Origin of the sequence: Natronohydrobacter thiooxidans, from assembly GCF_001884735.1 — a bacterium.
Classification (GTDB): Bacteria; Pseudomonadota; Alphaproteobacteria; order Rhodobacterales; family Rhodobacteraceae; genus Roseinatronobacter; species Roseinatronobacter thiooxidans_A.
In genome coordinates this window covers 102954-116058 of the sequence record NZ_MJAP01000032.1, presented here as the reverse complement: position 1 = coordinate 116058, position 13105 = coordinate 102954, and the positions used below count along the sequence as shown (strand labels likewise).

Below are 13105 nucleotides of genomic sequence, written 5' to 3'. Positions count from 1 at the left end.
AGAGGAATTTCATGGCAGTCGTCGTTGTTGAATCGCCCGCCAAGGCCAAGACAATCAACAAATATCTTGGCTCTGGCTACACGGTTCTGGCCTCTTACGGCCATGTGCGCGACCTGCCGCCCAAGGATGGCTCGGTCGATCCCGAACAGGGGTTCGAGATGCTCTGGGAAGTCGCCAGCGACTCGCGCAAGCATGTGAAGGCCATCGCCGAAGCGCTGAAAGCCGACCCGGAACTGATCCTCGCGACCGACCCTGACCGCGAGGGGGAAGCCATTTCCTGGCACCTGACCGAGGCGCTGGCGAAATCGAAGGCGATCAAGAAGGATACGCCGGTCAAGCGCGTGGTGTTCAACGCGATCACGAAATCCGCGGTCACGGCGGCGATGGAAAACCCGCGTCAGGTCGATATGCCGCTGGTCCATGCCTATCTTGCGCGCCGCGCGCTGGATTATCTGGTGGGCTTCAACCTGTCGCCGGTGCTGTGGCGCAAATTGCCGGGCGCGAAATCGGCAGGGCGCGTGCAATCGGTCTGCCTGCGCCTGATCGTCGAGCGCGAAATGGAGATCGAGGCCTTCCGCGCGCAGGAATACTGGTCCGTGACCGCCGGTCTGACCACGCCGCGCGGGCAGGAATTCAGCGCGAGACTGACCAGCCTCGCGGGCAAGCGCTTGGACAAATTCGATATTGCCACGGCAGAATCCGCTGAAATTGCGGTGCAGGCGGTACAGTCACGGTCACTTTCCGTACAATCGGTCGAAGCGAAGCCCGCCAGCCGCAATCCGTCCGCCCCCTTCATGACCTCGACCCTGCAACAGGAAGCCAGCCGCAAATTCGGCATGGGCGCGAAACAATGCATGTCGGCGGCCCAGCGACTCTATGAAGCGGGCTATATCACCTATATGCGGACCGACGGGATCGACATGGCGCCAGAGGCGGTGATGGCCGCGCGCGATGTGATCAAGGACCGCTATGGCGCGGAATATGTCCCGAAATCCCCGCGCATGTACAAGAACAAGGCCAAGAATGCGCAGGAAGCGCATGAATGTATCCGCCCGACGGATATGGCCACCAGCCCCGACCGGCTGAAGATCACGGATAGCGACCAGCGCAAGCTCTATGATCTGATCTGGAAACGCACCATCGCCTGCCAGATGGAGGCCGCGCGAATGGAGCGCACCACGGTCGAGATCGGCAGCAAGGACGGTCAGGTGGGCCTGCGTGCCACTGGTCAGGTGGTGCTGTTTGACGGCTTCCTCAAGGTCTATGAGGAAGGCCGCGATGATGTCGTGGATGACGAGGATAAGCGCCTGCCGCAGATGGCGCAGGGCGACGCGCTGGACAAGCGCTCGGTCACGCCAGAGCAGCATTTCACCCAGCCCCCCCCGCGCTATACCGAGGCCACGCTGGTCAAGCGGATGGAAGAGCTTGGGATCGGGCGGCCCTCGACCTATGCCAGCATCGTCACCACGATTCAGGACCGGGGCTATGTCACCAAGGACAAGAACCGCCTGATCGCGCAGGATAAGGGGCGGCTGGTCACGATCTTTCTGGTCAATTATTTCCGCCGCTATCTGGAATATGATTTCACCGCCGCGCTGGAAGAACAGCTTGACGATGTGTCGGCAGGCGACCGCGACTACAAGGATGTTCTGGACCGGTTCTGGCGCGATTTCTCGGCGGCGATTGCGGAAACCTCGGAATTGCGCATCACCGAAGTGCTGGAAAAGATCGACGAGGTTCTGGCCCCGCATCTCTATCCGGCGCGCGAGGATGGCAGCGATCCGCGCTCTTGCCCGAAATGCGGCGTGGGGCGGCTTAACCTGAAAACCGCGCGCTCGGGCGGGGCGTTCATCGGTTGCAACAATTATCCCGAATGCCGCTACACAAGACCCCTTGCCGGGGATGAGGGGGATGCAGAGCTTTCGGGCGAGGGCAAGCTGCTGGGTCATGATGCGGGCGATCCGATCAGCCTGCGCACCGGGCGTTTCGGCCCCTATGTGCAGCGCGGCGAGGCGACGACGGAACAGCCCAAACCCCCGCGCGCCTCTCTGCCCAAGGGCTGGAGCGTGGAGAGTATCGATCTGGACCGCGCGCTGATGCTGCTGTCGCTGCCCCGTCCGGTTGGCCCGCATCCCGAGGATGGCGAAATGATCGAAGCCGGGATCGGGCGCTACGGGCCCTATGTGAAACATGGCCGGATCTATGCCAACCTGCCCGAGGTGGACGAGGTGTTCACCATCGGCATGAACCGGGCGGTAGAGGTGCTGGCGGCGAAACCGGCGCGCGGGCGGGCGGCTGCGACAGAGCCCTTGCGGGTTCTGGGCGATCACCCCTCTGGTGGCGCGATCTCGGTGATGAAGGGGCGCTATGGTCCTTATGTGAAATGGGAAAAGGTCAATGCGACCCTGACCAAGGATCTGAGCGCCGAGGAGATCACGCTCGATCAGGCCATAGAGCTGGTGAATGCCAAGGCAGGGGCGAAACCGCGCAAGCCGACGGCGAAGAAACCTGCGGCGAAAAAGGCACCCGCGAAGAAACCCGCCGCGAAAAAAGCCGGGAAGGCCGCAAAATAGGCGGGCTTCCGCTGAATGGTTGACTTCGCTGCACCGCCGCGTCAGACATTTGGCAAATCTGCACATAGGGGAGTGAGCGCATGAAGAAAGTCTATGGCTCGGCGCATGAGGCGCTGGACGGGCTGTTGTCGGATGGCATGATGATTGCGGCAGGGGGGTTCGGCCTGTGCGGCATCCCGGAGCTTCTGATCGATGCCATCCGCGAGGCGGGGGTGAAGGATCTGACCGTCGCCTCGAACAATTGCGGGGTGGATGATTTCGGGCTGGGCGTGCTGCTGAAAACCCGCCAGATCAAGAAGATGATGTCATCCTATGTCGGCGAGAATGCGGAATTCATGCGCCAGTATCTGAGCGGCGAGCTGGAACTGGAATTCAACCCGCAAGGCACGCTGGCCGAACGCATGCGCGCAGGCGGCGCGGGCATTCCCGGTTTCTACACCAAGACTGGTGTCGGCACTATGATTGCAGAGGGCAAGGAGCACAAGGAATTCGGCGGCGAGACCTATATCCTGGAACGCGGGATCGTGGCGGATCTCTCCATCGTCAAGGCATGGAAAGCCGACACCACCGGCAATGCGATCTTCCGCAAGACGGCGCGCAACTTCAACCCGCCTGCGGCCAAATGCGGACGTGTCTGCGTGATGGAGGTCGAAGAGATCGTCGAGCCCGGCACGCTGGACCCCGATGCCATCCACCTGCCCGGCATCTATGTGCACCGGTTGATTCAGGGACAGCACGAGAAACGCATCGAACAGCGCACTGTGCGCGCGGCATAAGGGGGAAATCAGCATGGCTTGGGACCGCAACCAGATGGCCGCGCGCGCGGCGCAGGAATTGCAGGACGGGATGTATGTGAACCTTGGCATCGGGATTCCGACGCTGGTGGCGAATTACATCCCCGAGGGCGTGCAGGTGACGCTGCAATCGGAAAACGGGATGCTGGGCATCGGCCCCTTCCCCACCGAGAATGAGGTCGATGCCGATCTGATCAACGCGGGCAAGCAGACGGTGACGGCGCTGCCGCATACTGCCTATTTCGACAGCTCCGAGAGCTTCGCGATGATCCGGGGCGGCAAGATCAACATGGCGATCCTTGGCGCGATGGAAGTCGCCGAGAATGGCGATATCGCGAACTGGATGATCCCCGGCAAGCTGGTGAAGGGCATGGGGGGCGCCATGGATCTGGTCGCCGGTGTCTCGCGCGTGATCGTGGTCATGGATCACACCAACAAGGCGGGCGAATCGAAAGTGCTGAAAGCCTGCACCCTGCCGCTGACCGCGCAGGGGGTGGTCAAGCGCATCATCACCAATCTGGGCGTGCTGGATGTGGTCGAGGGCGGCTTGAAGATCGTCGAATGTGCCGAGGGCGTCACCGAGGATGAGATCCGCGCCGCGACAGAGGCCGCAATCGTCAACTGAACAGATCAGGCGGGCATTTCAGCCCGCCTGCCCGATCTTGAAGACGCAGCCATCGCCGGGCAGTTCCGGCACCGTGGCGCAGAGGCCGCGCGCGACCAGCCAGGCGGCCAGAACTTTCGGCACATAATCGCGGGTCTCGGCGAAGGGTGGCACACCCTCGTTGCGGCGCACAGCCCCCTCGCCCGCATTATAGCCCGCGAGTGCCAGCACCACATCATTGTCGAAATGCTTCAGCAGCCAGTCGAGATATTGCACCCCGCCCCGGATATTCTGGGTCGCGTCAAAGGCATCACTCACCCCAAAGCGTTCTGCCGTGGCCGGGATCAGTTGCATCAACCCCTGCGCGCCCGCATGGCTGACCGCCTGCGGGCGCCCGGCGGATTCGACCGCGATGACGGCCAGAGCCAGCGCGGGCGAGACATTGGTACCCACAGTCGCGCGCAGGATATCGGCGCCATGGGTATTGGCGATATCCTGCAGAAACTGCATCCGCGGCGCGCGGACGGTCTGGCTGGCGCTGGGCGGGCTGCCCAAGACGCGCATCGCAGCCAGAAACCGGCCCGAACTGTCACCGAGCGCGGGCGAGACATGATCCCAGAACCAGGCATAGCCTGACGCGGGCGCGGGGCGGTTCTCACGGTCGGGCGTGACCACCTGCGCGCGCGGCGGCGCGGCGGCCAGCAGGCGCGCCTGTTCCTCGGGGTCGATCTGGACGGTAATGCGCGGCCCGGTCGCATTGGGATTGACCACGACCCGGCGAAATGTCTGGCTCTCGGCAGTCGCCGACAGCGATCTGTCCTGCGCGGCCAGAGGGGCAGGACAGGCGGAAATCACAACGAGGCCAATGGCCAGCGCAGGACAGATCCTGCCGTGGCGGCGTAAAATGGGCATCAGATTTACTGCTCGTTATTATTTTTACGGAACTATGCCGGGGAATCACCGGTTATTCCAGCTTTTTGCCATAGGGGCGCATCTGCGGTGCCCGGACTGTGGCATGACAGTCAGTTCCCCATAACCGCGCGTTCCGGAAACAATCTGTGAAAATCGGCGGGTCAAATGGCCGCGCGGGAACGATGGCCGGAAAAGGCCCAGATCTACGCCGAAAAGGTACGATTCCCGCCCAATTTCGACCACGATTCAGGGGTTAATTACAGTCAGCCAAGCGGTGATCGAACAGTATCTTACCGGAGCGGCTTATGAGTAGAAACGTTCACATCTGGAGAAACAACATGAACTTCGTAGCAAAAATCAAAACCTTCGCCGCTGACGAATCCGGTGCCGTGACTGTCGACTGGGTCGTGCTGACCGCAGCCATCGTCGGCCTGGGCATCGCGGTGATCGCATCGGTGCGCTCGGGCACCCAAAGCGTCGGAACCCAGATCCAGGCGTCGTTGAGCTCGGCTCAGATCGACCTGTTGGGCAACCTGTCCGGCAACCAAGGCGGCGGCGACTAATCTCCCGCATGGACTTGCGCGAAACGCGCAAGGGGCATCCAGAGCGCCGCAGCCGAAGGGATGCGGCGCTCCTTTTATGACAGGACCGAGTGACGTTGATTTACCGACACTGAACCCAGATCAGATGAGAGCACTCAGATGAACGCTTTTTTGAAACTGAAAGATTTTGGTGAAGACCAATCCGGGGCCGTGACGGTGGATTTTGTCGTCCTGACAGCGGCGATCTGCACGCTAGGCGCGGCGATTGTCCTGACAGTGATCACGGGCGCGCAGCATGTCGGCGACTCGACATCCGAGTCCCTCTCCTCTGCGGAACTGGCGCCAATCGGCCCTTTGTGACCGGACGGATTTTTCCCGCGCCGGTCTCGTGTGGATGTCTGACTCTCGCCCGGTGTCGTGCACGATTTGGCCATAATTCAGGGATATTGTTCCTGACAGAGCAGTGAATTCCGCCCCTTGGGCGAATCGTATCAGGAAAGAGGAAAGAGTCATGCGCCTCGTGTTCGGAGCAGTCTTGATCGCCGGGGTCGGCCTGGCCGGGTTTGCGGTCTTTCAGACGCAGAAATACATCTCGCAGATGCAGACGGAACTCGCCGAAGCCCGGCGCAATGCCAGCACGGTCGAGATGGTGAATGTGTTCGTGACCGCCAAACCCCTGCGCTACGGCCAGCAACTGACGCGCGAGGATGTGCGCGTGGCGCCCTTCCCGTCTTACGCTGTGCCCACTGGCGCCTATACCGATGTCGACGCGCTGTTCCCGAATGGCAGCGACACCCGGATCGTGCTGCGCGCGATGGAAGCGCTGGAGCCGATCATGACCGTCAAACTGACCGAACCCGGCAAACAGGCGGGCATCACCTCGCATCTCAGCCCCGGCATGCGCGCCTTTACCATCCCGGTCAACCAGACCTCTGGCGTCGCGGGTTTCCTGCGCCCCGGCGATCATGTCGATGTGTTCTGGACCGGGCGCAGCTCTGATCAGGGTGAGGTCACGCAAATGATCCAGTCGCATATGCGCCTGATTGCCGTGGACCAGAGCGCGGATATGGACCGCACGACCAATGTATCCGCAGCCCGCACCGTGACAGTAGAGGCCACGCCCCGGCAGGCGGCGGCACTGGCGCAGGCACAGGGTTCGGGGCGGCTGTCGCTGGCGCTGATCGGCGTTGATGACGAGCGAACGAATGAGCAGATCGAGATGACGCAGGACCAGATGCTGGGCATCGTCCGCGAGGAACGCCGGGTCGAAGTCGAGCAGAAATGCCATATCCGCACCCGGCGCGGGGGTGATATGGTGCTGATCGAAATTCCCTGCACCAACTGACCGCGCTGATCGGGACATGGCGCGCGCACCCGCCGGGGCGCGCGCCATGTCCGTTTTGTTGCCGGAAGGACACAAGGGAGGGGCACCCAGATGCGGCGCGCGCGGCTGGATGCGACTCAATATCTAGACAACCCAGCGGTGATCGTTGCAGAAAGTACATCAACTTAGCGCCATAAGCACAAGATTCTTGATAAAAATCCCGGATTGAAGCATGATCAGCCAAAATTGACAGGCGTCAGACCTGGGGGCGCAGGACAGATTTGCTGCGACCCGACAAAAACAGAGCAGTCTCAGAAGGCAGGCAAAATGAGAATCAAACTACTCGCAGCAACGCTGCTTCTCGGAGCTTCGTTTGGTCTTGCGCAGGCACCGACCGCTCAGGCAGAGACGTTTCGCGTTCTGAACGGCGGTGCTGCATCAACGCTCCGGGTGCCGATGAACCGCGCCGTCGTTGTCGAAACCGACAATCCCTTCGCAGAACTGTCCATCGCCAATCCCGGCATTGCCGATATCTCGACCCTCTCGGACCGGTCGATCTATGTCTTGGGCAAGACACCGGGTCGGACCACGCTCACCATCCTTGGCCCCGACGGCGCGCTGATGTCGAATGTCGAGGTTCAGGTCACGCCCGATATCGCGGAATTCCGCGAGCGCCTGCGCCAGATCCTGCCCAATGAGAAGATCGAGGTGCGCACCGCGAATGACGGGATCGTGCTGTCGGGCATCGTCTCGACCGCCGCACGTCTGGACGCGGCACTGGAACTGGCGCAGCGCTATGCGCCCGACCGCATCTCGAACCTGATGAGCGTGGGCGGCACGCAGCAGGTGATGCTGAAAGTGCGGTTTGCGGAAATGCAGCGCGGGATCAGCAAGAATCTCGGCGCGAGCATCAATGTGAATGCCGACACCAACCTGTCGATGAATACCGGCGGCCAGGGCGGTGCCCTGTCGAATACCAACCTGACGCCGGGTGCGTCTGCCACCCGCGCCGGCGCGCTCGGGTTCAGGGTCGGAGGCGGACGGCTGACCGCCCAGGTGCTGCTGGAGGCGCTGGAAACGCAGGGGCTTGCGCGCACTCTGGCCGAGCCTAATCTGACCGCCCTGTCCGGGCAGGAAGCGAGCTTTCTCGCGGGCGGCGAATATCCGGTGCCTACTGTATCCGAGAACGGCAGCAATATCAGCATTGTATACCGACCCTTCGGCGTACAGCTCGCCTTCACCCCGCGGGTGCTGGATGACAAGGTGATCAACCTTCGGCTGGACGCGACGGTCTCTTCGCTTGACGGCGCGAATGCGACGCTGATCAACGGCACGCAGGTCGCCCCGTTCCGCACCCGGTCCACCAAGACCACGGTCGAACTGCGTGACGGCGAGAGCTTCGCCATCGCGGGCCTGCTCGAAGATGATTTCCGCGCCAATTCGCGCAGCGTCCCCTGGCTGTCGGAACTTCCCGTGCTGGGGGCCCTGTTCCGCAGCGCAGAGTATCAGCGCCAGCAGACCGAGTTGGTAATCATCATCACGGCGCATCTGGTCACGCCGACACGCGGTGAGGCGCTGATGCTGCCCACTGATCGCGTCCGCCCGCCGACCGAGCGTGAACTCTTCCTTAGCGGACGGCTGGCCGCGCCCGGCTCTGGCGCTCTCGGCGAGATCGCGCGTCAGGATTTCGGTGGCTCCTATGGCTATGTTCTGGATTAATTCGAGCTGTCTCAAGGGCTTAACAAAGGAGCCGGGTATGGCTATCAACCGTCGCAATTTTCTGATCGGCGCTGCGGGTCTGGGTTTGACCGCCTGTAGCGACCCCAGTTCCAGCTTCAACCGCGAGGCCGGAAGCACGATCGACGAGGGCGGCTTTGGCAACCCGACCATGCATAACACGCTGTTGCAGAGCGGGCAGATCAGCCTTGCGCAGATCATGAGCCGCCGCTTCCATGCGGAAGTGCCCTCGATGGTCAATTTCGCCTTTGACAGCGCCGCGCTCGATGAAGAGGCCCTCGCGATCCTGCGGATTCAGGCGCATTGGATGAAGCAATTCCCGGAACTGCGCTACACGATCTATGGCCATACCGATGCCGTGGGCTCTGCCGCCTATAACTATCGCCTGGGACTGCGCCGCGCTAATGCCGTGAAAGGCTGTCTGGTCTCGCTGGGGGTGCCACGGTCCAGCATCATAGCCGTCGTCTCACGCGGGGAAACCCAGCCGCTGATCGTGTCGGAAGGCTATGAGCCTGCGAATCGACGCACCGTGACCGAGATTTCGGGCATGATCCGCCGACGTGCCACAACGATGCATGGCGATTACGCGCGCATCATCCATCGGGAATATGTCGGGAGCGCGCGAGAAGAGCATCGCGTCGAGTAAGGCCCGCGCCAGTTTGACAGCCGCATTGACCCGCGCTTCCACAAGGCGCGGGTTTCTTTCATTTTCAGCAGGACGCAACGTCATATTCCGCAAGCCCTGACGGAAAGGCCAATTGGTCGCGCCGACGTGATTGCGCTTCGGGTAGTATCGAACAATTTCACCAGTTCGGCCCAAATCTTGCCAGAATTATAAACAATCTTCGCTCAACATACCGTCGGATCCGCTTCTGTAGTGCGAATCCTTTTTCGGCGGATCCGTTGGAAACCCGAGTTGAGTTTGAGGAAGCCAAAATGGCGAGCACCGTTGACAGCACCCCCCAGAAGATCCGTGCCTGCACGGTCTCGCGCGACGTGCAGAATTTTGACCTGCTGATTGAAGACATGGAAGCGGTTTTCCACGAGGACTGGGGCGATCTGACCTTCTCGGAAGCCACCGCCTTTCTGCAGGATGCGGAATCGGACGATCTTGAAATGCTTGCCATCGCGCTCGACGATGAGGATGAGGCCAGTATCGCGCCGATCCGTGCGGTGATCGAACAAGCAACCGCGCGCAACATCCAGGTGCTGCTGATCGCCGAAGCCCTCTCGCCGATCCTGCTGCATCAGTTGCTGCGGGCGGGTGCCAGTGATTTCGTCCCCTACCCGCTGCCGGAAAATGCGCTGCAGGATGCCATCGCACGGCTGAAGCGGCAGAACGAAGTTGCGGACCATGGGCGCTATGGCGCCGCCGCTTCCGCGCCCAGCGGCAAGAACGGATCGGTCTTTGCGGTTCATGCGCTGGCGGGCGGCGCAGGTGGCACCAATTTCGCCGTCAATCTGGCCTGGGAACTGAGCAGTATCGGCGCCAAGGACGGCCAGACGGTCTGCATACTCGATTTCGATTTTCAGTCCGGATCGGTCTCGACCTATCTCGATCTCGCGCGGACGGAAAAGGTCTATGAGCTGCTGTCCCAGACCAGCACGATGGACCGCGACGCTTTCTTCGCGGCAACCCAGAAGTTTCAGGACCGCTTGCAAGTGCTGACCGCGCCCTCCGACATGCTGCCGCTGGACCTGCTGACCCCGGATGAAATCGAACGCGTGATCTCTATGGCGCGTGATCAGTTCGACATCGTGATCATCGACATGCCGCGCACAGTTGTGCACTGGACCGAAACCGCGCTGCAGATGTCGGATCTCTATTTCACCATGATAGAGTTGGATCTGCGCTCTGCGCAAAACGCGCTGCGCATGATCCGCGCGCTGAAAGCGGATGGCATTTCCATGGAGAAGCACCGTTTCATCCTGAACCGGGCGCCGCGCTTCACCGATCTTGGCGGCAAGGCGCGGGCGAAACGCATGGCCGAGAGCCTTGGCATCAGCATCGCGGTACATATTCCTGATGGCGGCACGCAGATCCGGGACGCCAATGACCACGGCCTTCCGCTGTCAGAATACGCCCCCAAGAACCCGGTCACCAAAGAGATCCAGAAATTTGCAGCAGCGCTCTACGAGACGTCCCAGACCACGACGATCGCTGCTGAATAATACAGGTGAGTAAAGATCATGTTCGCAAGATATCGCAAGACCCAGGGTGCCACGCCGGTCAAGCCGGTGGATGCCGCGCCGGAACGCGCCAAGCCGCAAGGCAAGACCCCCGAGCGCCCGTCGCCTCAGCGCGGCAGAGCTGACACCAGTGTTCCAGCCTCGGCGGTTGCCTCGGACCGTGCCCAGCAGCGCAAGTTGCGGATGAACGCGCTCAAATCCGATCTGCACAAACGCTTGCTCGAAAACCTGAACCTCTCCGCGCTGGAGACTGCCAGCGAAGCCGAATTGCGCTCGGAAATCAATACCATCGTCGCAGAAGCGCTGTCCGAGATGGATGTCGTCCTCAACAGCGAGGAACGCGCCACGCTGAACAAGGAACTCTATTTCGAGGTGATGGGCCTTGGCCCGCTGGAGCCCTTGCTGCAGGATGACACGGTCAATGATATTCTGGTCAACGGCCCCAAGCAGGTCTTCATCGAGCGCGCAGGCAAGCTGGAACTGACCGATGTGACCTTTCGCGACGAGCGGCATCTGCTGCGCATCATCGACAAGATCGTCTCCGCCGTCGGGCGTCGGGTTGATGAATCCAACCCCTATGTGGATGCCCGTCTGGCCGATGGCTCGCGCTTCAACGCGATGGTGCCCCCGGTCGCGGTCGACGGCTCGCTGGTATCCATCCGGAAATTCAAGAAAGAAAAACTCGGCATCCAGGATCTGGTGAAATTCGGGGCGTTTTCAGAAGAAATGGCGCTCTATCTGGAAGCCGCGGTGGCAACCCGGCTCAATATCATCGTCTCCGGCGGAACCGGCTCGGGCAAGACCACGACGCTGAACGCGCTCTCAAGCTTCATCGGCAATGAAGAACGTGTCCTGACCATCGAGGATACGGCGGAACTGCAACTGCAACAGATCCATGTGGGCCGGATGGAAAGCCGCCCGGCCAATATGGAAGGCAAAGGCGCGGTCACGCAGCGCGATTGTCTGCGCAACGCCCTGCGGATGCGCCCTGACCGGATCATCGTCGGCGAAACCCGCGGCGAGGAAGTTATCGACATGTTGCAGGCCATGAATACAGGCCATGACGGCTCGATGACGACAATCCACGCCAACTCGGCGCGCGACGGGATCAGCCGGTTGGAAAACATGGTCGCCATGGCCGGGATCGAAATGCCCTTGCGCGCGGTGCGCAGCCAGATCGGCTCTGCTGTGAACCTGATCGTGCAGGTCTCGCGCCTGCAGGATGGCTCGCGCCGCATGGTGTCGATCACCGAAATCACCGGCATGGAAGGCGAGATTATCACCATGCAGGAGATCTTCCGTTTCGAGCGCACGGGCCTGGAGCCCAATGGCACGATCCTTGGCCATTTCACCGGGACGGGCCTGCGCTCGGCCTATTCGGACCGGTTCAAGCGCTGGGGCTATGACCTGCCTGCCAGCATCTATGACGAAATGCGGGGACGGAGATAAGCCATGGAACTGTCGATCAGCCCCCTGATTTATCTTGCCATTTTCGGCGCAGTCCTGCTGCTGATCAATGGTGTCTACCTGATCGCCTTCGGGCGCAGCATCGAGCATGATTCCAAGCTGAACCGCCGCCTCGAACTGATGCAGAAGGGGCAGGCAAAGAAAGATGTGATGGAGCAGTTGCGCAAGGAGCGCTCTATCCACAAAGGCGGATTCTCGATCCCGCTCTATGGCATGATCGAAGAGCGCGCGCGCAAGGGCAATATCGCCTTCTCGCCCCGCACGCTGATCCTGCTGATGTTCGCGCTCAGCGCCTTCAGCTTCGTGATGCTGAGTTTCACCACACCCACGGAACCCGGAATCCGGGCCGGCATCTCTGTCGTCTTCGGCTTTGGCGGCGTCTTCGTCTGGGTCTCCAGCAAGGCCAAGAAGCGGGTGTCGGCGATCGAGGAACAACTGCCCGAAGCCATCGACCTGATGGTGCGCTCGCTGCGCGTGGGCCATCCTTTCGGCGCGTCGCTGAACATCGCGGCGGATGAAATCGCGGATCCGCTGGGCACGGAACTCGGGCTGATCGCCGACGAGATCGCCTATGGCCGGGACGCGGGCGAAGCGATTGCGGAATTCGGCGAGCGCGTGGATTTGCAGGATATCCGGTTTCTGGCCGTCGCGGTCTCGATCCAGCAGAAATCCGGCGGCAATCTCGCAGAGATTCTGGACGGGCTGTCGAAAGTTGTGCGCGCGCGGTTCAAGCTGTTCCGGCGTGTGCGGGCGATCACGGCCGAAGCGAAATGGTCCGGCATGTTCCTGTCCGGTTTCCCGATTGTTGCGATGCTGATGATCCAGGCGATCAAGCCGGACTATTATGACAATGTGAAGGAAACCCCCTATTACCTGCCGCTGGCAATCGTGGTCGGTGTCTTCCTGATCATCAACATCCTCTACATGCGCAAGATGACGGATATCAAGGTTTGAGACCGGTG

General features: G+C 61.3%; 12 protein-coding genes. 11 read left to right on the top strand and 1 reads right to left on the bottom strand.

Annotated elements, in window-relative coordinates; all coding sequences use genetic code 11:
* Positions 1-11: 11 nt before the first annotated feature.
* From topA to BG457_RS13095, 3 genes are all read left to right on the top strand, one after another.
* On the top strand, positions 12-2573 hold the full coding sequence (gene topA, locus BG457_RS13105; RefSeq protein WP_071797619.1) for a type I DNA topoisomerase: 2562 nt from the start codon (positions 12-14) through the stop codon (positions 2571-2573).
* Positions 2574-2653: 80 nt separating this feature from the next.
* On the top strand, positions 2654-3349 hold the full coding sequence (locus BG457_RS13100; RefSeq protein WP_071797618.1) for a CoA transferase subunit A: 696 nt from the start codon (positions 2654-2656) through the stop codon (positions 3347-3349).
* A gap of 13 nt (positions 3350-3362) precedes the next feature.
* Positions 3363-3992, top strand: coding sequence for a CoA transferase subunit B (locus BG457_RS13095; RefSeq protein ID WP_071797617.1), 630 nt, complete (start codon positions 3363-3365; stop codon positions 3990-3992).
* Positions 3993-4010: 18 nt separating this feature from the next.
* Here BG457_RS13095 and BG457_RS13090 read toward each other — a convergent pair whose 3' ends face one another.
* Positions 4011-4883, bottom strand: a complete 873-nt coding sequence (locus BG457_RS13090) for a lytic transglycosylase domain-containing protein (protein WP_071797616.1) — start codon at positions 4881-4883, stop codon at positions 4011-4013.
* Between the two features lie 338 nt (positions 4884-5221).
* On the opposite strand from BG457_RS13090, the gene BG457_RS13085 reads away from it, so the two are divergent.
* The 8 genes from BG457_RS13085 (at position 5222) to BG457_RS13050 (ending at position 13097) form a co-directional block, all read left to right on the top strand.
* A complete protein-coding gene (locus BG457_RS13085; protein WP_071797615.1) occupies positions 5222-5446 on the top strand; it encodes a Flp family type IVb pilin in 225 nt (74 codons plus the stop codon).
* Between the two features lie 138 nt (positions 5447-5584).
* Positions 5585-5785 (top strand): hypothetical protein, encoded by a 201-nt coding sequence (locus BG457_RS13080; protein WP_071797614.1) that lies wholly within the window; start codon positions 5585-5587, stop codon positions 5783-5785.
* A 151-nt stretch (positions 5786-5936) separates the two neighbouring features.
* Positions 5937-6770: a Flp pilus assembly protein CpaB gene (gene cpaB / locus BG457_RS13075; RefSeq protein ID WP_071797613.1), complete on the top strand. Its 834-nt coding sequence runs from the start codon at positions 5937-5939 to the stop codon at positions 6768-6770.
* A gap of 306 nt (positions 6771-7076) precedes the next feature.
* Positions 7077-8468, top strand: a complete 1392-nt coding sequence (locus BG457_RS13070) for a type II and III secretion system protein family protein (RefSeq protein ID WP_071797612.1) — start codon at positions 7077-7079, stop codon at positions 8466-8468.
* A gap of 37 nt (positions 8469-8505) precedes the next feature.
* Positions 8506-9132, top strand: coding sequence for an OmpA family protein (locus tag BG457_RS13065; RefSeq protein ID WP_245771005.1), 627 nt, complete (start codon positions 8506-8508; stop codon positions 9130-9132).
* A gap of 290 nt (positions 9133-9422) precedes the next feature.
* Entirely contained in the window at positions 9423-10658 is a 1236-nt protein-coding gene (locus tag BG457_RS13060) for a CpaE/TadZ family protein (RefSeq protein ID WP_071797747.1), read from the top strand.
* An 18-nt stretch (positions 10659-10676) separates the two neighbouring features.
* Positions 10677-12125 carry a TadA family conjugal transfer-associated ATPase gene (locus tag BG457_RS13055; RefSeq protein ID WP_071797610.1) on the top strand — a complete coding sequence of 483 codons (1449 nt, stop codon included), beginning with the start codon at positions 10677-10679 and terminating at the stop codon, positions 12123-12125.
* 3 nt (positions 12126-12128) lie between these two features.
* On the top strand, positions 12129-13097 hold the full coding sequence (locus tag BG457_RS13050) for a type II secretion system F family protein (RefSeq protein WP_071797609.1): 969 nt from the start codon (positions 12129-12131) through the stop codon (positions 13095-13097).
* Positions 13098-13105: the final 8 nt, after the last annotated feature.